This window comes from Bacillus sp. NP157 (genome assembly GCA_018889975.1).
GTDB lineage: Bacteria > Pseudomonadota > Gammaproteobacteria > Xanthomonadales > Rhodanobacteraceae > Luteibacter.
This window is the reverse complement of record CP076546.1, coordinates 305,973-328,383: the sequence shown is the minus strand read 5'-3', so window position 1 is coordinate 328,383 and position 22,411 is coordinate 305,973. Positions and strand designations below refer to the sequence as shown.

Annotated in this window: 17 protein-coding genes and 2 tRNA genes; 7 read left to right on the top strand and 12 right to left on the bottom strand. The window is 65.6% G+C overall.

Going from position 1 to position 22,411, the window contains the following annotated elements; all coding sequences use genetic code 11:
* The first annotated feature begins 10 nt into the window (after positions 1–10).
* The 3 genes from KPL74_01530 to KPL74_01520 all read left to right on the top strand — a co-directional run bounded on the left by KPL74_01530 (position 11) and on the right by KPL74_01520 (position 6,680).
* Positions 11–3,355: a multidrug efflux RND transporter permease subunit gene (locus KPL74_01530; GenBank protein QWT20702.1), complete on the top strand. Its 3,345-nt coding sequence runs from the start codon at positions 11–13 to the stop codon at positions 3,353–3,355.
* A 391-nt stretch (positions 3,356–3,746) separates the two neighbouring features.
* On the top strand, positions 3,747–6,176 hold the full coding sequence (locus KPL74_01525; protein ID QWT20701.1) for a TonB-dependent receptor: 2,430 nt from the start codon (positions 3,747–3,749) through the stop codon (positions 6,174–6,176).
* A gap of 213 nt (positions 6,177–6,389) precedes the next feature.
* Entirely contained in the window at positions 6,390–6,680 is a 291-nt protein-coding gene (locus tag KPL74_01520; protein QWT20700.1) for a BrnT family toxin, read from the top strand.
* 228 nt (positions 6,681–6,908) lie between these two features.
* On the opposite strand, the gene KPL74_01515 is transcribed toward KPL74_01520, so the two are convergent.
* Positions 6,909–8,069: an acyl-CoA dehydrogenase family protein gene (locus tag KPL74_01515; GenBank protein ID QWT20699.1), complete on the bottom strand. Its 1,161-nt coding sequence runs from the start codon at positions 8,067–8,069 to the stop codon at positions 6,909–6,911.
* 170 nt (positions 8,070–8,239) lie between these two features.
* Here KPL74_01515 and KPL74_01510 point away from each other — a divergent pair, with 170 nt between their 5' ends.
* The 3 genes from KPL74_01510 to metH are packed head-to-tail and all read left to right on the top strand — an operon-like array spanning position 8,240 to position 12,959.
* Positions 8,240–9,166, top strand: a complete 927-nt coding sequence (locus KPL74_01510) for a metalloregulator ArsR/SmtB family transcription factor (protein QWT20698.1) — start codon at positions 8,240–8,242, stop codon at positions 9,164–9,166.
* 14 nt (positions 9,167–9,180) lie between these two features.
* Positions 9,181–10,263, top strand: a complete 1,083-nt coding sequence (locus tag KPL74_01505) for a homocysteine S-methyltransferase family protein (GenBank protein ID QWT20697.1) — start codon at positions 9,181–9,183, stop codon at positions 10,261–10,263.
* Positions 10,170–12,959 (top strand): methionine synthase, encoded by a 2,790-nt coding sequence (gene metH / locus KPL74_01500; GenBank protein ID QWT20696.1) that lies wholly within the window; start codon positions 10,170–10,172, stop codon positions 12,957–12,959. The genes KPL74_01505 and metH overlap by 94 nt, the downstream gene beginning before the upstream one ends.
* Here the strand turns inward: metH and KPL74_01495 are convergent, their stop codons facing one another.
* The 8 genes from KPL74_01495 to KPL74_01460 form a co-directional block, all read right to left on the bottom strand.
* Entirely contained in the window at positions 12,960–13,292 is a 333-nt protein-coding gene (locus tag KPL74_01495; GenBank protein QWT20695.1) for a lipid-A-disaccharide synthase N-terminal domain-containing protein, read from the bottom strand.
* A gap of 110 nt (positions 13,293–13,402) precedes the next feature.
* Positions 13,403–13,477, bottom strand: a tRNA-Val gene (locus tag KPL74_01490).
* A gap of 61 nt (positions 13,478–13,538) precedes the next feature.
* Positions 13,539–17,435: a hypothetical protein gene (locus KPL74_01485; protein ID QWT20694.1), complete on the bottom strand. Its 3,897-nt coding sequence runs from the start codon at positions 17,433–17,435 to the stop codon at positions 13,539–13,541.
* Positions 17,436–17,466: 31 nt separating this feature from the next.
* Positions 17,467–18,069, bottom strand: coding sequence for a hypothetical protein (locus tag KPL74_01480; GenBank protein QWT20693.1), 603 nt, complete (start codon positions 18,067–18,069; stop codon positions 17,467–17,469).
* A gap of 17 nt (positions 18,070–18,086) precedes the next feature.
* A complete protein-coding gene (locus KPL74_01475) occupies positions 18,087–19,271 on the bottom strand; it encodes a PilW family protein (GenBank protein ID QWT20692.1) in 1,185 nt (394 codons plus the stop codon).
* Between the two features lie 8 nt (positions 19,272–19,279).
* A complete protein-coding gene (locus KPL74_01470) occupies positions 19,280–19,720 on the bottom strand; it encodes a hypothetical protein (GenBank protein ID QWT20691.1) in 441 nt (146 codons plus the stop codon).
* A 10-nt stretch (positions 19,721–19,730) separates the two neighbouring features.
* Complete coding sequence (locus tag KPL74_01465) at positions 19,731–20,327, bottom strand: GspH/FimT family pseudopilin (protein ID QWT20690.1); 597 nt, start codon at positions 20,325–20,327, stop codon at positions 19,731–19,733.
* Positions 20,324–20,722, bottom strand: coding sequence for a hypothetical protein (locus KPL74_01460; protein QWT22561.1), 399 nt, complete (start codon positions 20,720–20,722; stop codon positions 20,324–20,326). The genes KPL74_01465 and KPL74_01460 overlap by 4 nt, the downstream gene beginning before the upstream one ends.
* Positions 20,723–20,973: 251 nt before the next feature.
* Between KPL74_01460 and KPL74_01455 the strand changes: the two genes are divergently transcribed.
* On the top strand, positions 20,974–21,237 hold the full coding sequence (locus KPL74_01455) for a hypothetical protein (protein ID QWT20689.1): 264 nt from the start codon (positions 20,974–20,976) through the stop codon (positions 21,235–21,237).
* Between the two features lie 2 nt (positions 21,238–21,239).
* Here KPL74_01455 and KPL74_01450 read toward each other — a convergent pair whose 3' ends face one another.
* The 3 genes from KPL74_01450 to KPL74_01440 all read right to left on the bottom strand — a co-directional run bounded on the left by KPL74_01450 (position 21,240) and on the right by KPL74_01440 (position 22,389).
* Positions 21,240–21,449 (bottom strand): hypothetical protein, encoded by a 210-nt coding sequence (locus KPL74_01450; protein ID QWT20688.1) that lies wholly within the window; start codon positions 21,447–21,449, stop codon positions 21,240–21,242.
* 174 nt (positions 21,450–21,623) lie between these two features.
* Complete coding sequence (locus KPL74_01445; GenBank protein ID QWT20687.1) at positions 21,624–22,184, bottom strand: GNAT family N-acetyltransferase; 561 nt, start codon at positions 22,182–22,184, stop codon at positions 21,624–21,626.
* Between the two features lie 129 nt (positions 22,185–22,313).
* Positions 22,314–22,389 (bottom strand) — tRNA-Thr (locus tag KPL74_01440).
* Positions 22,390–22,411 lie beyond the last annotated feature (22 nt).

Below are 22,411 nucleotides of genomic sequence, written 5' to 3'. Positions count from 1 at the left end.
GAGCCACGTCATGCCGAGTTTCTTCATCGACCGCCCCATCTTTGCATGGGTCGTGGCGATCCTGATCAGCCTGACCGGCACGATCTCGCTGTTGAACATGGGCATCGAGTCGTATCCGAACATCGCGCCCCCGCAGGTCGTCGTCACGGCGACCTACCCGGGTGCGAGTGCGGATACGACCGAAAGCACCGTGACGCAGGTGATCGAGCAGCAGCTGACCGGTATCGATCACCTGCTTTACTTCAGCTCGCAGTCCAGCTCGTCGGGCCAGGCCACGGTCACCCTCACCTTCGAAACCGGTACCGATCCTGACATCGCGCAGGTGCAGGTCCAGAACAAGGTGTCGCTGGCGACCCCGCGCCTGCCGTCCGAAGTGACCCAGCAGGGCGTCGTGGTGGCGAAGTCCAACCCCGACTTCCTGATGTTCGTCGCGCTGACCTCGACCAACCCGTCGATCGACAGCCATCGCCTGATGGACATCGTGTCCTCGCAGGTGCTGGACCAGGTTGCACGTATCCCCGGCGTGGGTAGCACCCGCCAGCTGGGTGCCGAATACGGCATGCGCGTGTGGCTCAACCCGGACAAGCTGCGCGGTTACGGCCTCTCGGCCACCGACCTGCAGAGCGCCCTGTCGAGCCAGAACGTGCAGTTCGCCGCCGGCTCCATCGGTACCGACCCGGCCAGCGATGGCCAGGGCTTCAGCGCCACCGTGTCCGCCGAAGGCCGTTTCACCTCGGCCGAAGAGTTCTCCAACATCATCCTGCGTGCCAACAACGATGGCACCGTGGTGAAGCTGAAGGACGTGGCCCGCGTTGAACTCGGCCCGCAGAGCTACGGTTTCGCCACCGAGTGGAACGGCACCCCGACGGGCGCCTTCGGTGTCCAGCTCCTGCCCGGCGCGAACGCGCTGGACGTGGCCAACGCCGTGCGCGCGAAGATGGCCGACCTGGCCAAGAGCTTCCCGGATGGCGTGACCTGGTTCGCCCCGTACGACACGACGAAGTTCGTGGTGATCTCGATCGAGGAAGTGGTCCACACCCTCGTCGAGGCGATCATCCTCGTCTTCCTCGTGATGCTGCTGTTCCTGCAGAACTTCCGCGCCACGATCATCCCCACCCTGGTCATCCCGGTCGCCCTGCTGGGCACCTTCCTGGGCTTGTCGCCGCTGGGCTTCACCATCAACCAGCTGACCCTGTTCGGCATGGTGCTGGCGATCGGCATCGTGGTGGATGACGCGATCGTCGTGATCGAGAACGTCGAACGCATCATGTCGGAGGAGCACCTTTCCCCGAAGGAAGCGACGCGCAAGGCGATGGGCCAGATCACCGGCGCGATCATCGCGATCACCGTGGTGCTGGCGGCCGTGTTCGTGCCTTCGGCACTGCAGCCGGGTGCCTCGGGCATCATCTACAAGCAGTTCGCGCTGACGATCGCGGTGTCGATGGGCTTCTCGGCCTTCCTCGCGCTGTCGTTCACGCCGGCCCTGTGCGCCACGATCCTCAAGGACGACCACGGCACCAAGAAGAAGAACGTCGTCTATCGCAAGTTCAACGACGTCTTCGACTGGACGACGCACACCTACGCGGGTCACATAACCTCCGCCGTGCGCCACGCCCCGCGCTGGATGATCGTGTTCGTGCTGATCGCGATCCTCTGCGGATTCCTGTTCACGCGCCTGCCCACCAGCTTCGTCCCCGACGAAGACCAGGGCTACGCGCTGGCCATCGTGCAGCTGCCGCCGGGCGCCAGCCTCGCGCGTACGCAGAAGGTCCAGGAAGACATGCGCGCCGTGCTCCTGAAGGATCCCGCCGTGGATGGCGTGTTCCAGATCTCTGGCTTCAGCTTCCTCGGCCAGGGCGAGAACGTGGGCATGAACTTCATCCGCCTGAAGGACTGGTCGGACCGTGATTCCACGGCCGCCGAGTTCATCCAGCAGATGAACGGCAAGATGCAGTCGGTGCGCAACGCCACGATCTTCGTGGTGAACCTGCCGACGATCCGCGGCCTCTCGCAGTTCGGCGGCATCGACATGTACCTGCAGGCACGTGCCGGACAGTCGCGCACCGAACTGACCCAGGCACGCAACCAGCTGCTCGGCGCCGCCGCACAGGACAAGCGCCTGGTCGGCATCCGCCCGAACACGCTGGAAGATGCGCCCACCTTGCAGCTCGCCGTGGACCGTACGCAGGCACAGACGATGGGCCTGTCGGTCAGCGATATCTACACCGCCATCCAGCTCACACTGGCGCCGGTGTACATCAATGACTTCCAGTACGGCGGCCGCGTGAAGCGCGTGATGTTGCAGGCCGACGCCCCGTACCGCATGGGTACCGATGCGTTCGACCACATCTTCACCCCGAGCTCGCTCGCGGCGTCGTCCGCGTCAAGCTCGACGACCGGCAGCAGCGTAAGCAGCTCGTCGACCTCGACCGACAACATGATTCCGTTGTCGACCGTGGTGCACTCGAAGTGGACCAACGTTTCGCCCAGCCTGACCCGCTACAACGGCTACTCGGCCGTGGAAATCGTGGGTAACCAGGCACCGGGCTTCTCGACCGGCCAGGCCATGTCGATCGTGGAAGGCATGGTGAACGACAAGCTGCCGAAGGGCTTCGGCTATGACTGGACCGGCCAGTCCTACCAGGAAATCCTGGCGGGCAACTCGGCCACCATGCTCATGGTGCTGTCCATCGTCATCGTGTTCCTCTGCCTTGCCGCGCTGTACGAAAGCTGGTCGATCCCGGTGGCCGTGCTGCTGGTGGTGCCGCTGGGCATGCTGGGCACGGTGGTGTTCTCGCAGCTGCGTGGCCTGCCCAACGACATCTTCTTCAAGATCGGCCTGATCACCGTGATCGGCCTGGCCGCGAAGAACGCGATCCTTATCGTGGAATTCGCGGTGGAGAAGCAGGGCGAAGGCAAGACGCTGAAGGACTCGGTGGTCGAAGCTTCCCGCCTGCGACTGCGCCCGATCCTGATGACCTCGCTGGCCTTCATCCTCGGCGTGATGCCCCTGGCGATCTCGACCGGCGCGGGTGCGAACTCCCGCCACGCGATCGGTACCGGCGTGATCGGCGGCATGCTGTTCGCCACCTTCCTCGGCCTGCTACTGATCCCGGTGTTCTACGTGATCGTGCGCCGCATGCTGGGCGACAAGCTGGACGAGGCATCGAAGACGATTCGCCACCACGGCGACGGTCCGCACGATGACCACGACGGTCCGCAGGGCGGCGGTACCGATCCGCACGGCGGTGGCGGCGGTAACTCGCCGGTGAACGTCGTCGAGCCGCACGCACCGAACGTCGGTGACGTGAGGGCCTTCGACTCCGACCCCCGACGCGGCGTCGAACGCCAGTAAAGAGAAAAACCCGGCGAAAGCCGGGTTTTTTTTGCGCCGGTGTTGACATTCGTCCGGTCATCCCACAGCATGATTTTTCGATCTGGACGTCCAGACGTCTCACCGGCCCAGACACCGAGGCTTACGTGACCACGACCATGCAGCACATCAACAACACGCCCGCCCTGTCGACCGCCCTGCCGGTCCAGGCGTGTTGTCGCTGCATGGCGTAACACCCCGCGCGCCCCAGTAGGAGCGCGCCTGCGCGCGATCCGGGCCCCTAACGGCCCCACCCTCCGCCAATCCCCCTCCATTCCATACAAGCCATCGCCCCCACCGGCGAGCTAGCGTCGTTCGCGTGCGTTTTTGCGAACCGGCGCCTGCCGCCGTCCGCCCCCACCAGGACCGCACCATGCCGCACGTTTCGCTCCGCCGCCTCGCCCTGCCCCTGTTCGTCGCCGCCAGCCTGGGCACGCCCACCGCGCGTGCGCAGGACACACAGCCTGCCGCAGCCGCATCGCCTGGCCCAGCCCCGGCCGAGGCTCTCACCAAGGCCTCGACCCAGCTCGACACGGTCGTCGTCACGGGCACCCGCTCGGTCAACCGCAGCCAGGAAAGTTCGCTGTCACCCATCGACATCGTGACCGCCAAAGACCTGCAGACCGCCGGCGACACCCAGCTCGCCGCCGTGCTCTCGCGCCTCGTGCCCTCGCTGAACTTCCCGCGCGCGCCCGGCAACGATGGCTCGGGCATCGTCCGCCCGGCCGCCCTGCGCGGCCTGTCGCCCGACCAGACCCTGGTGCTGGTCAACGGCAAGCGCTGGCACACCACCGCGCTGCTCAACCTGCAAGGCGCGTTGGGACGCGGCTCCGCGCCGGCCGACCTGAATTCGATCCCGATCTCGGCCATCGACCACATCGAAGTGCTACGCGACGGCGCGTCTGCCCAGTACGGCTCGGATGCGATCGCCGGCGTGATCAACATCGTGCTGAAGGGTGCGGCCAAGCCCGGCAGCAACGAAGCCAGCATCACCGCGGGTCGCTACAGTGCGGGCGACGGCAAGCAATGGCAGGGCGAGGCCAGCCTGGGCGTGCCGCTGGGTGGCGACAAGGGCTGGGCACGGCTTAGCGTGGTGGATGGCCATGCCGACGCAACCAACCGCGGCGGCCGCGATTTCCGCGATCCCACTTCACCGGTGTATGGACAGCTCACGCAACGCATCGGCGAGCCGGACATCACCAACCACCAGGCGCTGCTTAACGTGCAGTACGCGCTGGCGTCGAACATCGATTTCTACGCCTTCGCCAGCACCAGCAGCCGCGAAGGCACCTCGCCGGCGCTGTTTCGCCCCTACGACAGCGCGCGCAACGTGCCGTCGATCTATCCCGAGGGCTTCCTTCCCCTCAACGACGTTCGCTCGATCGACAGTGCGCTGGTGGCCGGGGTACGCGGTACGACCGCCAGCGGCTGGCGCTGGGACATCAGCGGTAACTACGGCCGCGACCACGTCAGCATCGACCCGATCCATACCCTGAACGTGGACCTGGGCGCGGCCAGCCCCACCCGCTTCAACGCCGGGCGACTTATTTCCACGCAGAAGGCGTTCGATGTCGACGTCGCGAAAGACCTGTCGGTCGGCTGGCTGCAAAATCCCGTCACGCTGGCATTCGGCGCGGAATACCTTTACCAGCGCTACGGCATCGAAGCGGGCGATCCCGCCTCGTACTTCGGCACCGGCTCGCAGGGCTTCCCGGGGTTCACACCGGGCGATGCGGGCAATCACTCGCGCCACGACGTGGCCGAGTACGTCAGCCTGGAGAACCAGGTCACCGACAAGCTGAGCGGCTCGCTCGCGCTGCGGCACGAGGACTACACGGACTTCGGCAACACCACCTCGGGCACGCTGTCCGCGCGTTACGACTTCACCGATACGTTCGCCCTGCGCGGTACGGCGGGAACGGGCTTCCGCGCGCCGTCGCTGGCGCAGCAGTTCTACACCACGACCTCGACCAACGTGATCGGCGGCGTGCCGACGCAGATCCGCAATTTTTCGGTCAACGACCCGGTCGCGCAGGCGCTCGGTGCCGAGCCGCTCAAGGCCGAGAAATCGCACAACTACACGCTGGGCGCGACCTACCTGCCTGGCGCGTGGACCTTCTCGCTGGATGTTTACCAGATCACCATCGGCGATCGCGTCGTGCCGTCGGAGAACCTCGTCGGCGACGACGTGCGGGCCTACCTGACCAGCCAGGGCTACGCGAACATCCAGGGTGGCAGCTACTTCACCAATGCGCTGAAGACCCGCACGCGCGGCGTCGACTTCAGCAGCGGCTATCGGCTCGACCTGGGCAACTCAGGCATCGTCCAGTTCACCGCCGCGTACAACCGCAACCACACCTCGATCCTCAGCGTCGCGCCGAACCCACCGCAACTCGCGGAAAACGGCCTCGAACTCGTACGCGTCGGCCACATTGCGCAGGGCTACATCACCAACGGCGCGCCGCGCGACAAGATCGCCCTGGGCACCGATTACACGCTAGGCAACTGGAGCGCGCACGGCACGCTGACCCGCTATGGCACCTTCCTGCAGAACCAGGATCCCGTGAGCAACCCGGGCTACGACCAGTGGTTCGCCGCGCGCTGGGTGCTCGACCTGTCGACCAGCTACGCCGTGGATGGATGGACCTTCACCGCGGGCGTCGACAACCTCACCAACGTCTATCCGCAGAAGTACAAGACCGGAAGCGACGGCGCCGTCGGTGGCACCTGGCCGTATCCGGATTACTCGCCGTTCGGGTATAGCGGGCGTTACCTGTACACGCGCGTGGCGTACCGCTGGTAAGCGCCATTTCCTGAGGGGATTCGCAACCTGGACCTTGCCTGACAACCATCGAGTGCGCAGCTTACACCGCCCGCGGAAATACCCTGCATAGCTGGACTGACGCTTCGGAGACGCTTGTTTTCCGTCTCCGAGGCTTCTTCCCGCCGTGCAGATCGTACGTCGCCAGCATTTACATCGACGCTACCGTCATGCGTTCATGCGGCGCCGCTCGCCATGAGCGGCATCCAGTTCGAATGGGACGAAGAGAAGGCCGCCGGCAACTTGTCAAAGCACGGCATCTCGTTCATCAAAGCCACGAAGGTATTTCTCGACCGTTCCGCCATGGAGGAGCTGGATAGAAACGAGCACGACGAACATCGCCATTTCACGATCGGAATCGTCGACAGCGAAACATTGTTCGTCGTCTTTACGTTACGCGGAGATCGCATCCGCCTCATATCAGCCCGGAGGGCTACCCGGCATGAAGCAGCAAGATACTGGGAAGATCGTTTACTTTACGCTTGACCCCGATAACCCGCCGCCGCCGATGACCGCCGCTGAGCGCGCTGCGCTGCGAAGGCGGCCGATCGACTACAGCGACATCCCGCGGACGATCGTTGACGAGACGTGGTATCACCCCGCATGGGCGCTCGAGATCGGTCGACGCGAATCGCAGGGATAAGCGTTTTTTCGTCAACAAAAAAGCCCTGGCACACGGCCAGGGCTTTCGTTGGAAGGCGGATCTACCTGCGCTTAGCGCAAGCCCGTCTCCGCACGCGCAATCACCAGACGCTGGATCTCGCTCGTGCCCTCGTAGATCTCGGTGATCTTCGCATCGCGGAAGTACCGCTCCAGCGGCATTTCCTTCGAGTAGCCCATGCCACCGTGGATCTGCACGGCCTGGTGGGTGATCCACATGGCGGCTTCGGAGGCGACGAGCTTGGCCATGGACGCTTCGGTGCCGAAACGGCCGCCGGTCTTCTCGACCTGGGCCTTCGTCCACGCGGCGCGCAGGGTCAGCAGCAGGGCCGAGTCCAGCTTGCACTTCATGTCGGCGATCTTGGCCTGGGTCATCTGGAACGTGCCGATCGGCGTACCGAACGCCTTGCGGTCACGCGACCACTGCAGGGTGGCTTCGTAAGCGGCACGGGCGATGCCGATGGCCTGCGACGCGATGCCGATGCGGCCGGCGTCGAGCACGCCCATCGCGATCGAGAAGCCCTTGCCTTCGGTGCCGAGCATGTCTTCCTTCGGGCAGACATAGTCGTGGAATTCGATCTCGCACGTCGCCGAGGCGCGGATGCCGAGCTTCGGCTCGGTCTTGCCGGCGAGGAAGCCCGGACGCTGGGTGTCGATGATGAAAGCCGACACGCCCTTGGCGCCGATCCCCGGCGTGGTCACGGCGAACAGCACGATGTAGCGGGCCACCGGGCCGGAGGTGATCCAGCTCTTCTTGCCGTTGATGACCCAGTCGCCGTCGGCGTTCTTCACCGCGCGGGTGTGCATGTTGGAAGCATCCGAACCCGACTGCGGCTCGGTCAGCGCGTAGGCGCCGATGGCCTCGCCCGAGGCGATGGCGCGGACGTACTTCTGCTTCTGCTCTTCGGTGCCGCTCTTCAGGATGCCGTTGCAGAACAGCGAATTGTTGACCGACATGATGGTCGAGGTGGCGGCATCGGCCGCGGCGATCTCGACCATGGCCAGGACGTAAGCGACCGGGTCCATGCCCGCGCCGCCGTACTCTTCCGGCACTTCGATGCCCATCAGGCCCAGCTGGCCCATTTCCTGGATGTTCTCCAGGGGGAATTCACCCCTGGCATCGAATTCGGCGGCCACCGGGGCGATGCGCTTCTGCGCGAAATCGCGTGCGATGGACTGGATCGACAGCTGGTCGTCGGTAAAGCGGAAATCCATGGGTCATACCTCGGCCGGTCCGATGGGCCGGCAAGTCTGGGTGGGGAGCAATCCGCCCATTCTAACGGTCGTTCGACTCTTTGCCGCCGTGCACCGCAACATGCGACCTTGACGTTGGGCCCACTGGGCCGCATCCTTGGTATCTCTGTATCGCGATATAAGGATGTGGCATGGATCTGTCGACCGCCTCGGCCGTCCTGCGGCTGCTGGCCGACCCGACCCGCGTCCGCCTGCTGGCCCTGCTGGACCGGGAAGAGCTTACCGTGGCCGAACTGGCGGCGGTGCTGCACCTCGCCCAGCCGCGCGTCTCCACCCACCTGGCCAAGCTCAAGGAAGCCGAACTGGTGCGGGACCGCCGTGCCGGTGTGTCGGCTTATTACCGGGCCAACGCCGAAGCCGACCCCACCCTGGTCGCGCTGGTCGCCACCCTGCGCGACACCCTGAGCGACGCCCTGCTTCGCGAGGACGCCGAGCGCCTGCCAGCCGTGCTCGCCCAGCGCGCCAGCAACGAGGGCTGGGCCGACACCGTGGCGGGCGACATGGAACGCCACTACTCGCCCGGGCGCACCTGGGAAACCCTGGCCCGCTCGCTGCTCCAGCTGCTGGAAACCGGCGACGTGCTGGACATCGCATCGGGCGACGGCGTTACCGCCGAGCTGCTGGCCCCGCACGCCCACTCCATCCTCTGCATCGACAGCTCGGACCGCGTGGTCGAGGCCGCCCGCCAGCGCGTGGCCTCGTTCAAGAACGTCGAAGTCCGCCAGGGCGACATGCATGCGCTCGACGTCGGCGACCGCCGCTTCGACCTTGTGCTGATGATGCACGCCCTCACCTACGCCGAGCGCCCGGCGGAGGTCTTCGGCCAGGTCGCCGGCGTGCTCAAGCCCGGTGGTCGCGTGCTCGCAGTCACCCTCGGCGAGCACGACCACCGCGCCGTGGTGGAGCCGTTCGATCACCGCAACCTGGGCTTTGGCTGCGACGCGCTGGGCGACATGGCGCGTGCCGCCGGCCTTGACGTCGTCAGCTGCGATCGCCTTAGCCGCGAGCGCCGTGCCCCGCATTTCGAAGTCATCAGCCTGTTGGCGCGCAAGCCCTGACCGGAGACCACCCCATGAGCAACCTTCCCTGGCTCCATCCCGACCGCGTGGCCCTGATCGAAAAAGGCCTGGCCGAACGCATCATGATCCTCGACGGCGGCATGGGCACCATGCTGCAAGGCCACCAGCTGGACGAGTCCGGCTACCGCGGCGAACGCTTCGCCGGGGGCCTCGATGGCACGCACGCGCACGACCATGACCATCCGGGCGAGTGCGACCTGAAAGGCAACAACGACCTGTTGCTGATCACCCAGCCGGAGATCATCAAGGGCGTGCACCGGGCCTACCTCGAAGCCGGTGCGGACTTCGTCGAAACCAACACGTTCAACGCCACGCGGGTCAGCCAGGCCGATTACCACCTGGAACACCTGGTGCCGGAACTGAACCGCGAAGGCGCTCGGCTCGCCCGCGAAGTCTGCGACGCAATGACGCTGGAGACACCGGAAAAGCCGCGCTTCGTCATTGGCGTGCTCGGACCGACCAGTCGCACGGCGTCGATTTCGCCGGACGTGAACGACCCCGGCTTCCGCAACATCGACTTCGACACGCTGAAGGCGAACTACATCGAGTCGGCGCGCGCGCTGATCGAAGGCGGCGCCGACACGATCATGGTCGAGACCATCTTCGACACGCTCAATGCCAAGGCCGCGCTGTTCGCCCTGTCCGAACTGTTCGACGAACTGGGTGCGCGCGTGCCGGTGATGATCTCCGGCACGATCACGGACCGCTCCGGCCGCACCCTGTCGGGCCAGACCGCCGAGGCCTTCTTCTACTCGGTCGAACACATCCAGCCGCTCTCGGTGGGCCTCAACTGCGCGCTCGGCGCGGAAGACCTGCGCCCGCACGTCGCGATGCTGGCGCGCATCGCCAACGCGGCGGTGAGCACGCATCCGAACGCCGGCCTGCCGAACGCGTTCGGCGAATACGACGAAACCCCGGAGATGATGGCGGCGACCATCCGTGATTTCGCCGCCAGTGGCCTGATCAACATCGTCGGCGGCTGTTGTGGCACCACGCCCGCCCATATCGCGGCGATCGCCGCCGCCGTCGCGCCGTACGCGCCGCGCGCCCCCAAGAGCACTGCCGAAGCCGCATGAGCATTCGCTACACCCGCCTTTCCGGCCTGGAGCCGCTGGTCCTCACCCCGGACCTGAACTTCATCAACGTCGGCGAACGTACCAACGTCACCGGCTCGGCCCAGTTTCGCAAGCTGATCAAGGAAGGTCGCTACGAAGAGGCCGTCGACGTCGCCCGCCAGCAGGTGGAGAACGGCGCGCAGATCATCGACATCAACATGGACGAGGGCCTGATCGACTCCGAGGCCGCGATGACGCGCTTCGTGAACCTGATCTCCTCCGAGCCGGACATCGCCCGCGTGCCGGTGATGGTCGATTCGTCGAAGTGGAGCGTGATCGAAGCCGGGCTGCGCTGCATGCAGGGCAAGGGCATCGTCAACTCGATCTCCATGAAGGAAGGCGAGGCCCTGTTCCTGGAACATGCGCGCAAGGTGCGTCAGTACGGCGCGGCCGTGGTGGTCATGGCGTTCGACGAGCAGGGCCAGGCGGACACCAGGGATCGCAAGGTCGAGATCTGCTCGCGGGCATATGAGCTGCTCGTGGACGGCATCGGCTTCCCGCCGGAAGACATCATCTTCGATCCGAATATTTTTGCCATCGGTACCGGCATCGAAGAGCACAACAACTACGCAGTGGACTTCATCGAAGCCACGCGCGAGCTGAAGAAACGCTTCCCGGCTTCGCATATCTCCGGCGGCGTCTCCAACGTCTCGTTCTCGTTCCGCGGCAACAACCCCGTGCGCGAGGCGATCCATTCCGTGTTCCTTTTCCACGCGATCGCCGCGGGCATGGACATGGGCATCGTCAACGCCGGTGGCCTGTCCATCTACGACGACCTGCCGGACGAGTTGCGCGAGCGCGTCGAGGACGTGGTGCTCAACCGCCGCGCCGACGCGACCGAGCGCCTGCTCGAGATCGCCGACAAGTACAAGGGCGGCAAGGGCGGCGCGGTCGTCGAATCCGCCGCCTGGCGCGAGAAGAACGTGCAGGACCGGCTCAGCCATGCGCTCGTGCACGGCATCGACCAGTTCGTGGTGGAAGACACCGAGGAAGCCCGCCAGCTTTCCACCCGTCCGCTGGATGTGATCGAAGGGCCGTTGATGTCCGGCATGAACGTGGTCGGCGACCTGTTCGGTGCCGGCAAGATGTTCCTGCCGCAGGTGGTGAAATCCGCACGCGTGATGAAGAAGGCCGTCGCACACCTCATCCCCTTCATCGAGGAAGAGAAGAAGCGCTCCGGCGAAGCCGTGCGCAGCAACGGCAAGATCGTGCTGGCGACGGTAAAGGGCGATGTCCACGACATCGGCAAGAACATCGTTGGCGTGGTGCTCCAGTGCAATAACTTCGAGGTGATCGACCTCGGCGTGATGGTGCCGACGCAGAAGATCCTCGACACCGCCCGCGCCGAGAACGCCGACATCATCGGCCTCTCCGGCCTGATCACGCCGTCGCTGGAAGAGATGAGCCAGGTCGCGCGCGAGATGCAGCGCCAGGACTTCTACCTGCCGCTGCTGATCGGTGGCGCCACCACCTCGCGCGCGCATACGGCGCTGCGGATCGAACCGCATTACAAGTCGCCCACCGTGTGGGTGAAGGACGCGTCGCGCGCGGTCGGCGTCGCCCAGTCGCTGGTGAGCAAGGACCTGGTCGACGAGTTCATGGCCAAGGTCCGTGCCGAGTACGCCGAGGTCCGCGAGCGCCACAAGGGCCGCGGGACCGGCAAGACGCTGGTGCCGCTTGCAAAGGCCCGCGAGCAGCGCTTCCAGGGCGACTGGCAGGCGTACACGCCGCCCACGCCGCAGGCGCCAGGCATCACGGTGTTCGACGATTACGACCTCGCCGAGCTTCGCCGCTACATCGACTGGTCGCCCTTCTTCAACGCGTGGGAACTGGCCGGGAAGTTTCCGGCCATCCTCACCGATGAGGTAGTGGGCGCCCAGGCCAGCGAACTGTTCAACGACGCGCAGGCGATGCTCGACAAGGTCATCGCTGAAAAATGGCTCACCGCCAAGGGCGTGATCGGCTTCTGGCCGGCCGCCCAGGTGGGCGACGACATCGAGCTCTACGACGCGCCGGGCATCGGCAAGCGCAAGCCGGTCTGCGTGCTGCACCACCTGCGCCAGCAGGTCGACAAGCCGGTGGAACGCCCGGACTTCTGCCTTTCCGACTTCGTGGCGCCCAGGGACAGCGGCGTGCAGGACTGGGTCGGCGGCTTCGCGGTCACCGCGGGCATCGGCATCGACGCCCACGTGGCGCGCTTCGAAGCGGCCCACGACGACTACTCTGCCATCCTGCTCAAGGCCCTGGCCGACCGCCTCGCCGAGGCCTTCGCCGAACGCTTGCACGAACGCGTGCGCAAGGAATTCTGGGGTTACCAGCCTGACGAAGTGCTGGATAACGACGCGCTGATCGACGAAGCGTACCGCGGTATCCGCCCTGCCCCGGGCTATCCGGCCTGCCCGGAACACACCGAGAAGCGCACGTTGTTCGCCCTGCTCGACGCCACGAAGCACACCACGGTGGAACTGACCGAAAGCATGGCGATGTACCCCACCGCCGCCGTGTCAGGCTGGTATTTCTCGCACCCGGACAGCCAGTATTTCGTGGTCGGCCGGCTTGGTCGCGAGCAGGTCGACGATTACGCGAAGCGCAAGGGCTGGGACCGGCGCGAGGCCGAGCGGTGGCTGGCTACGTTGCTCGATTACGATCCGGACTGATCAGTTGTCTTCGGGGCCACCCGGCCGGGTCGTCTCCGCCACGTCCTTGTGCTTGAGGTGCGCGAACACGTTGTAGAACGACACCAGCATCGGGAACGCGGTCTGGATGATGCCGACCGAATCGTTCTTGCCCCAGATGAAGTACGCCAGGGTGAGCACGCTGCCGCTCACCGACAGGTACCAGAACGACATCGGCACGGTCACCTTCTTGTTCTTCTTCGTGGCGTAGAACTGCACGAACCAGCGCGCGGTGAACAACAGGGTGCCGATGAGGCCAATGATCTTCCACGGCGTGAGCGTGATCATGTGGAGTTCGGCAAGGGCTTCGTGCATGGCTTTGATCCCGGCGAGCGTAAAGGACATTCTAAACGCGGCGCCTTACTGGCGGTTTACGACCCCGGGCAAAAGAAAACCCGGCGCAAGGCCGGGTTTCCAGGAATCGATGGTGGGCGGTACAAGGATCGAACTTGTGACACCTGCCGTGTGAAGGCAGTGCTCTACCGCTGAGCTAACCGCCCATCGAGCCGCGCATTCTACCGGCCCGACCCACCCCGGTCAACGGGGCGGGCCGGGGTCGGATCAGTCCAGGATCTCACGCCAGTTGGTACGCAGCAGGCGGGCGGAACTGCCCGGCTGGAGCATGTTCGCCACCTGCGGCGCCTGGCCGGTCTGGCCGTAAAGCAGCACGAACTTGTTGCTGTCCGGCAACTGCACCATCTGCAGGTTGGTGATGGCGCTGTTGGTGGTCAGGAACGGTACCGGTGCACCCGATGCCGTCAGCAGGTTGCTCTGGCCGGAGGCATACGCCGCCGAATACACCGCGCCATTGAGCGAGCACGGATCGGCCGTCGGGATCAGCGTGCCCCAGTTGATCGAGAAGATACCGGCCACCGCATCCGGGTCGACCACGATGCGCTCGGTCGCACCATTCGTGTTCGGCGCCACGCCGGTGAGGTCGTAGTACCAGCCTGCGTCCGTGTCCTGCATGTTCAGGTCGGTGACGAGGTCATTCTGCTTCAGGTTGGCCCGCTTGACCGGCGTGGCGAACGTTTTCGGCGTGCTGCCGGTGCCGTCGCGCAGCGCGTACATGGTCTGCTGCTGGGTATCGGTCAGGTCGCTGGTATCCAGGAACTTGCCCGTGCCGACGAACACCCAACGGCGCGTGTTCAGGCCCGAAGTGTCGAAGTCCAGCTCGATGCGCGGTGCCGTGGTGATCGGCTGCGGGTTCCCGCTCGGGTCGGTGAGCTGGGCGATGACCACCGGCGAGGGGTAGCCGCTCGACGCGGAAGACAGGTCGAAGCGCCAGACGTTGCCTTGCAGGTCGCCCGCATACACCTGTTCCACCGTATTGTCGGAGGTGTTCTGCACGTAGCCCGACGGACGCGACAGGCCGACCGGGTTGGCCGTGGTACCCGAGGTCGTGGTCATCGTCTCCAGCAGCGTGCCGTCCTTGACGTTGATGATGAACAGGTAGCCCTTGCCGTCATCGTTGTTATAGCCCGAGGTAAGCAGGACCACCCAGCCGTATTTGCGGGTCTTCGCGATCAGCGGACGCGAGAACGAATAGCCCATGTGGCTGTTGGTGAATTCCCACAGCACCTTGCTGGTGAGGCTGCTTTCGAACGTAGTCGACTTGGTCGTGCCCATGCCGGTCGGGACCGAGGTGGCGTCGAGCGCGTAGATGCCCTTGCCGCCCTTGCCCATGCCACCGACGATCACCGTGCGCCAGTCGTAGGTGCCTGGCGTCGATGAGGTGCCGGCGCGATTGAAATCGACGTCCGCGGCCTGCGGGGTCTGGTCCACGTAGAAGTGATGGACGAACGCGTTCGTGGTTGCGCCCTTCAGGTTGGCCAGCGCAGCCAGGCCATCGACCGTCGGCGTGTTGTTCGGGCCGCTGAAGGTGAAGCTCGGCACGTAGGCATAGAGCTCCGAGCCACCGCCATTGAGCGTGTTGGTCGCGGCGGAGAAGTCGGCCTGGATCGCGTGCACCATGCCGTCGTTGGCACCGACATAGACCACCGGCAGGCGGGTCTTCACCGACGTGGCGAAGGCGCTGTAACCGGGGTTGTAGGTGTCGCTGTAGTTGGTCGACAGGGCACCCTGCACCAGGCTCGCCTGCGAGTTCACGATGTCGCCGAGCAGGTGGGTACGGATGCGGAACGACGAGCCTTCCTTGCTGCGATCGCCGCGCAGGAAATTCAGGATGTCGCTGCTGCCCAGTGCGGTCTGCTGCCCCGAGCTGAGGTTGCCCCACTGGAACGGCACCACCGTCGTGCCCTTCATGGTGAGGATGCGGCGCAGGTCGCGCCAGCCGAGCACGCCGTTGAGGGCATCGGTGTAGGCGCCCAGCTGGTCGAGTTTGGTCTGCGCGCTCCAGGTATTGGCACCGGTCGCGGCGGTCACGTCGGCACCGAGCGCGGCGGTGGCGACGAAGCCGTTCACCTCACCGCTCCAGGTACCCGGGAAATACGAGGTGGTGTAGATCGGAAAGCCCGCCACCGGCGAGTTGTATGGGGCGGTGTTGGCCGCGACGGCGGTCAGCACGCGGGTCGGCGACACGCTGGGGCCGGACGCGCTCAGCGAAGCCGTCGTGGCCACGTTGGTGAAGATGCTGGTGAGGCCGGACGCGATCAGGTCGGGGCGGTTACCGACGAAATAGTTGTCCGGGCGCAGGCTCGAACCCGACGACGTATTGGTGTGCCAGGTCAGGTACGACGACGGGACACCGTCGCCCTTGCTATCGGTGAAGCCACCGTACTTTGCGGCGAGCCAGTACTGGTTGGGGCCTGCATTGCCGCTGGAGCCATAGATCGGATTGCTGGAGCTGCCGTCGAACGCGCCCGGCTCCATCACGTCGACCACGTAGGTGTCCACGGTCTGCTTGCCGGTCAGGTCGCCGCGGATGTCGTTGACGTGGGCGTAGTACGCCATGCCGGCAATCATCCACGTCGCGAGGTTGCCGCCGTTCTGGTAGGCCTTGCCGGCATCGACGCCGCCCAGCTTGGCATTGGAGAAGGTCGCGCTCGCGGTGCCGCCGTTGCCGTCGGCTTCGATCATCGGCAGCTTGCCGAGCTTGGTCGTCCACAGGCCGGCATCGAGGCCGCCCTGAAGGGCCGTCGGGCTCTGCATCGCGCAGTAGCCGTTCGAACCGCCCGACGGCGCCGTGCTGCTGGGCACGCGCTGGTCGCAATGGGTATGCGCGTCGCCGATCACCACGATGGCGTTCGCCGCGCACTTGTACTGCATCGGATCGTTGGAGTCGGTGGTGTCGTTCTTCAGGCCCTTGAACACCGGGAAGGTGTTGTCGAGCGAGCCGAGCGTGCCGTAGTTGTTCGTGTAATTGGGGTTGAGCGGTTGGCGCATCATGTACGCCAGCGCCGACCAGTACAGTTCTCCGATGGTGTCGTAGGTCTCGTACCCGTTGGCACCGAACGAGTTGAGGTAGTTGATCGTGCCGCTCTGGGTGAACGCGGCACCGCTGGGCGTCCGCGCGCCGTAAAGCGCCGCGTCGCCCGCCGCCGGGTTGCCGACCAGCGTGCCGTCGGTTGCACTCCACTCCGCGTAGGTGTTGGTCTGGCGCGTCGCGTTGCCGTTGTACGTCGTCGGTCCGTTATCGCGCAGCAGCGCGCGGACGACACCGTTCGGGTTCGCGCCGCCGGTGACCGCGCCGTAGGCCACGGCGCCCACGCGGATGCGCTTGTAGTTCTGCTGGATCAGGCCTTCCGGCTTGTAGTTGGAACCGTACTTGGTGCAGTTGTCTTCGAGCGCGGTGGTCGATGCCGTCGAGCAGGCCTGCACCTTGACGTTGTAAGTGACGACCTTACCGGTGCCACTCGTGCTGAAGCTGCTGTTATCGGAAACCTGGAATGTGTAGCCCTTCTGGTACGAGCGGAACCACAGGCGGCTAGAACCGCTGAAGGTGCTGTCGCCGACCAGGGCCGATGCCGGGAACAACGGAGGCCCGAACGTGATGTTCTTGTCGGGGAAGTTGCCGCTGTTACTCTGGCTGTTGAGGTTGGAGCGCACCAGCACGGTCAGCGCCGCGGTTTCACCCGCGTCACGCGTGCCGCCGGTCAGCGTTTTGCGGAACTCGTCCAGGGCGGTCATCGTCGCCCAGTTCAGCATGTTGCCGCTCCAGCCGTTCGAACTGCACGCAACGGTGGTGTCGGCCAGCTTCTGCGTCGACGGCGAGAAATAGCCGTTGGTGGCCGAGTAGGTGTAGCACTTGAGCGGATCGAAGTAGCCCAGGTACGTGTTGGTGATCGAGAAGCCTGCCGAGTCCGTATAGGCCGCCACCGTGCCGGTGGGGAACTCCACCGACAGCGCGAGCATGAGGTTGGCGGGTACGTTCGATGCGCTGTACAGCGGCAGGTCGGACAGCGTGGTGTCCGCCACCGAAGGCATGGGAACGATCAGCGCCGTGGCGAGCACGGCCGCCGCGAACGATTTGTTGAGCGCCTGGCGAAGAGAGGTCATGGCAAGTTCCGTGGCGTCGTGGCGTCAGGGGTCAACGGATGATGGTCTGGACGTAGGCGATGGCGTTGCGCGGACCGTCCACGCGGACGGTCAGGCGGAACGCCGCGGCCGAGCCGGTGGTGTTGAACGGGATGCCCGGATCGGTCGTGAGGTTGGAGCTGGTGCCGCCACCGATCGCCGTGCCCGGCACGATGCAGGTGTTCAGCGACGCCGCGCCCGCCGCCGGGCAGAGCCGCTCGACGACGTAGGACACGGTGTTGCCGCCCGTGCTGAGCGGCGCCATGGTGACGATCTTGCCGGCCGTCAGGTTCACGAGTACATCCGGGATTTCCGGACGGACCGAGGTATGCGGCTGCAACGACGCGTAGTAACCCTTGGACGGCGCATCCGTGTCGCTGATCGGCGGTGCGAACGTGCTGTCGAGGTTCGTACGGATGTCGGTGTACGCACGCTCGGCTTCCTGGAACGCGGCCTGGCGGAACGTGACGCTGCTGGCGATGGCCGTGGCCGTGTCGACCGAACGCATCAGCGCCATTGCCGCGAGCAAGGTGGCGACCAGCACGATCACGGCGATCAGGGTCGCGATGACGCCACGCTGGCGGGATGCGGCGGGCAGTGGATAACGATAAGACATGCGATTCATGCCCGGCCTCAGAAGAATTTGGTGATCAGGCTGTTGCGGACCGGCACCACGAAGTCGTAGACCTTGTAGCGATAGGACGCATCCGTGGTGACGGTGTACTGCAGCGTCGCGTCCAGGTCGCCGAACAGCGTTAGCGAGGTCGGGCCGCTATAGCCGATGTACGACGCCCTGCCCGCGACCGTGCCGGAACCGGCCGGCGCGCGTTCCTGCTGCCGGCTACGCACCACTACCGCGATGCGGATGGCGCGGATCTGGCCGCGCGCGTTCAACGCGGCTGCCGTGTCGGTATCGGGCATCAGCTTGCCGATGGCCCACGTGTTCCCCGTCGGCTTGACCCACGAGGCGATCGGCAGGTCATTGACCGTGGCACTGATGCCATAGAGCGCCTTCATCTGCACGACGTTGTCGGCAAGGCTGATCGCGGGCTGGTTGGTGCTCGCCGTATTGCCGACTTGAAGCAGGTCGTAGGAGACCAGGCTGAAGTTGGTCTGGTTGACGCTGTACAGGGTCACCGCGGGCGTGATGCCCATGTCGAACACGTAGCCCGCACCCGTGTAGTGGCCGGCGAAGCTGGTGGAGTCGCTGTTGTTGGTATCGAAAGTCATCGTCGTGCCGGCGACGTCGATGGAGGAGATCTTCGCCATCGTGCAGGTGCCCGACTTGTCGGACAGCAGCAGGTACTCGTTGGGGAAGATCGCCATGCCGTTGTCCACCGTGGCCTTGTTGCTGGTCGCGGAGACGAGGTTGGTGCGGAACGTGCGCGCGATGGCGTTGCCGCGGACGATGCCGATCGCATCGGCGACGTCGCCCGTGCCGGCGGCGATGAGCACGGGCACGGCACGCGTCTTCAACGGCCAGTTGGCAAACGGCGCGGCAAGCGCGGTCGTCAGCGGCAGGCGCTGGGTACCACCGGACCAGGTCTGCAGGGTGCAGCCCCAGACGCCGTAATTCTTGCCCTGGACGATGTCCGAGCCGGCGGTGCGCAACTCACGCTCGAGGGTAAACGCCGCATAGCTACCGTTCTGCTGGGCATCGCTGCCATTGGTGGTCGTGCGCTTCTGGCCCTCGAACGCCGCGAACGCGGTCAGGACGCCGACCGTGCAGATGATGGCGATCACGGTACCCACCATCAGCTCGATGAGTGAGAAGCCTGCGGCGCCGCGCTTGGAGGATGCGATCGGGGTGCGAGTCATGCGGGCGCTCACTGGATCTGCGAAATGGAGATGTACTGATGCGGACCGGTGTCCTGCGGGGCCTGCCACTTCAGGGTGATGGTGACGAGGTTGTTCGCATCGATGGTGACCGTCGGCTTCAGCGCCGTGGTGATGCCCGGCAGGCAGTTGCTCGTCACCTTGGCGGTGGTGCAGTCCACGGTGTCGGCGAACCACTTGTTGTAAGCGGTGCCACCGGTGACGTAGTCGGTGGCCAACAGCGACGAATCGGCCGTCCACATACCCGAGATGAACCGGTTGGCCAGCAGGGCGGCGTCGACGCGGTACTTAGAGTCGCCGCTGAGCTTGGTCGCGCTGGCCTGCAGAGCAACGATTGCCAGGATGCCGAAGGTGAACACGAGGATGGCGATCAGCGCGTCGAGCAGCACGATGCCGCGCGCAGCTTTCATGGGTTTGAAAAGGTTGGCCATGGCGTGAGCCTCAGTTGGAACCGCAGGACTGGGCGTCCGTGCTTGCCAGGATGGTGTTGGAGACGGGATCGCACATGCGCGTCATCCCGCCTGCCGAAACCAGCACGACCTGCCGGCGGCCAGCCGTGGTCGTGCCGTACACGTCGACACGGGCGATCGAATTGGCGTTGAAACTCGAGGGGCGGCCAAGCGCCGTATAGGTGACCCCGGCGGGCACGCCACCGGTCAGCGCCGTACCCAGCTGGCCGCTGGCCTGCTTGGCCGACGCGGTCGACGCCGAGACCGTGATGTTCGTCTCGGTGGCGTCGCGCTTGTCGAAGATGTTCGTCGGCGTCGCGCAGGTGGTCTCGGTGGTCTTCAGCTGGCACACCTGCCAGCTGGCACCCGTACCCGAGGTCAGCTCGAAGCGCACGTTGGTGCCGCGCTGCGCGGCTTCATTGCGCGCTTCGCGCAGGCCGTTCTGGATCGACTCGGCCGCCGAGCGGATGCGCGAGTTGTTGAGGAAATCGCGGAAGCTGGGGATGCCGAACGTGACAAGGATGAACAGGATGGTGATGGTCACCATCAGCTCGATCAACGAGAAGCCCCTGGCGTCGCGGCGCATCATGAGCAGCTGCCGTCCTTGCGGGTGGTCCAGCACGTTGTGCTCTGGCTCCACCGGGCCGGCGCCGCCGTGGTCTGGCGCAGGTTGGTCTGGTCCACCGTGTAGGTGAAGCCCATCACCGGTGCCGCCTTCGCCTGCGCCTGCAGCACGAAGGCCTGGCCGGAGTTGGAGGTGGTGCAGGTGAAGGTGAAGTAGTTCGACGCCGGCAACGTGCCGCCGCAGGCGGTGCCCGTGGTCGGTCCGTAGTTGCGGTTGTCCTGGTAGTACTGCTCCAGCGAGGTCCGCGCGCCGGACATCAGCCCCTGCACCTCGCTCAGGCGGGTACGGATGATGTAGTCGCGATAGATCGGCATGGCGATCGCGGCGAGGATCGCGATGATCGCCACGACGATCATCATCTCGATAAGCGTGAAGCCACGCTGGGCGCGCGCCGGAAGGCGCGAAAGGAAAGCAGCCACGATGTCCCCCTGGACCGATATTCAGCCGATTGCACGCTAACCGGAGCCTGCGGCGAGGCCAAGGGGGCGGACGACGGGCGGCAGGGTTTCACCGACAAGCGGCGGCGGCGACACCCTGCCGTAGTCCCGGGATAACAAGACGGTCACGAGGCGCACGAGACAATGGCGAGGTCACGAAGGAGTCGTACACCGTGCTCGCGCAATACGTCCACACCTCATCCGAAGCCCTGTTCCGCATCGTCCGCCACGGCCATCGCTGGCGCGCGCTGCGCGATAATGTCGAGATCGGCCGCTTCGATTCGGCAGAAGACGCCGTGCGCGACCTTCGCGAAGCCAGCCCCACGCTGCGCCTGCCCCGCCGCCTCGCCGACTGGCGCTTCCTGCCGGCCGCGGCACTCGCCCACCTGTCACCGCCGACGGCGGCGGCGCTGGCCAGGCTCGCCAGCGCGGCCTGAGCTCAGCCCCGGCCTTCGTCCTCGATCAGGCGGTCGATCGCCTTGCGCGCGTGCTCGAGCATGTGGTCCACCTCCGCACAGTCCGCGAGGCCTGAGCCGGCGTCCATGGCGCCGACGTTGAGCACCTCGACGTGGCGCTGCATGACGGTATAGCCCGACGTACTGCAAAGGATGTCGTAGCCGCGGTAGTGATGCTCGGGGTGGTGAGTCATGGGGCGTCCGCTTGAGGTTTGCCCAGCCGTCAACCGCGCTGGAGGTGTCGCCGGTCCTGCGCACTCGGTCTGCCCACTCAAGCCGCCCCGTGAGATATGGAACGCCGGCCATGAAGGTGCCGTGTTCCCGGCGACGGCACACCTAAGCGTTTTCGGCCAACTTTCCCGCTCCGTTCAGCCGCGCTGGCGCCATTCGCGCGCCAGCAGGGCAAAGATCACGTCGTCGACCCACTCGCCTCGGAAGAAGTAGCTCTCCACGTGGTGCGCCTCCTGGCGAAAGCCCAGCGAGCGCAGCAGGGCGATGCTGGCGACATTGCGCGGGTCGACCGACCCGATCGAGCGACGGTATCCCCACTCGCCGAAGGCGAGGTCGAGGGCGGCACGCATGGCTTCGTGGGCGTATCCCCTGCCCTGCCGGTCCGGACGCAACGACACGCCGAACTCGATGGCGCCCTCGGGCGAATCCGGGAAGTGGATGCCGAGGTCACCCAGCAGCTCTCCCGAGGCGCGGTCGCGTACGGCGAGTTGGCACCACGCACCCGGCGTCGCAAACGGGACGGCCAACTGGCTGGCGATGAAGGCCTCGGCATCTTCAAGGGCGGCCGGCCGCCAGCCCTGGTAGCGCGCCACGGCGTCGTCGCCGCGGTAAGCGAACAGCGTGGCCGCATCGGCTGCGGCCAACGCGTCCAGGCGCAGGCGCGCCGTGTCGATATGCGTGTCCTGGGTCGCGTTCATGCGGCCTCCCTGGTAGGTTCGCGCAACGATAACCTGCCTCGGGTCGCACGGGCAGCGGGCATAAAAAAACCCGCCAGGGCGGGTTTTTCGTTTCTTCCGCGAGCGCGCGACGGCAATCGGGGAAGCATGTGGTGCCGGAAATAGGAATCGAACCTACGACCTCATCATTACGAATGACGCGCTCTACCAACTGAGCTATCCCGGCGAGACGCAGAATTCTAGGGGAG

Bases quoted from the DNA above. Each gene is read 5' to 3' on its own strand.
- KPL74_01465 (QWT20690.1), bottom strand. From the start codon at position 20,327: ATGATGCGCCGCGACGCCAGGGGCTTCTCGTTGATCGAGCTGATGGTG.
- KPL74_01515 (QWT20699.1), bottom strand. From the start codon at position 8,069: ATGGATTTCCGCTTTACCGACGACCAGCTGTCGATCCAGTCCATCGCA.
- KPL74_01480 (QWT20693.1), bottom strand. From the start codon at position 18,069: ATGTCTTATCGTTATCCACTGCCCGCCGCATCCCGCCAGCGTGGCGTC.
- KPL74_01520 (QWT20700.1), top strand. From the start codon at position 6,390: ATGAGCGGCATCCAGTTCGAATGGGACGAAGAGAAGGCCGCCGGCAAC.
- KPL74_01470 (QWT20691.1), bottom strand. From the start codon at position 19,720: ATGGCCAACCTTTTCAAACCCATGAAAGCTGCGCGCGGCATCGTGCTG.
- KPL74_01460 (QWT22561.1), bottom strand. From the start codon at position 20,722: ATGATGATCGTCGTGGCGATCATCGCGATCCTCGCCGCGATCGCCATG.
- KPL74_01505 (QWT20697.1), top strand. From the start codon at position 9,181: ATGAGCAACCTTCCCTGGCTCCATCCCGACCGCGTGGCCCTGATCGAA.
- KPL74_01475 (QWT20692.1), bottom strand. From the start codon at position 19,271: ATGACTCGCACCCCGATCGCATCCTCCAAGCGCGGCGCCGCAGGCTTC.
- KPL74_01450 (QWT20688.1), bottom strand. From the start codon at position 21,449: ATGACTCACCACCCCGAGCATCACTACCGCGGCTACGACATCCTTTGC.
- KPL74_01445 (QWT20687.1), bottom strand. From the start codon at position 22,184: ATGAACGCGACCCAGGACACGCATATCGACACGGCGCGCCTGCGCCTG.
- KPL74_01525 (QWT20701.1), top strand. From the start codon at position 3,747: ATGCCGCACGTTTCGCTCCGCCGCCTCGCCCTGCCCCTGTTCGTCGCC.
- KPL74_01485 (QWT20694.1), bottom strand. From the start codon at position 17,435: ATGACCTCTCTTCGCCAGGCGCTCAACAAATCGTTCGCGGCGGCCGTG.
- KPL74_01495 (QWT20695.1), bottom strand. From the start codon at position 13,292: ATGCACGAAGCCCTTGCCGAACTCCACATGATCACGCTCACGCCGTGG.
- KPL74_01530 (QWT20702.1), top strand. From the start codon at position 11: ATGCCGAGTTTCTTCATCGACCGCCCCATCTTTGCATGGGTCGTGGCG.
- KPL74_01510 (QWT20698.1), top strand. From the start codon at position 8,240: ATGGATCTGTCGACCGCCTCGGCCGTCCTGCGGCTGCTGGCCGACCCG.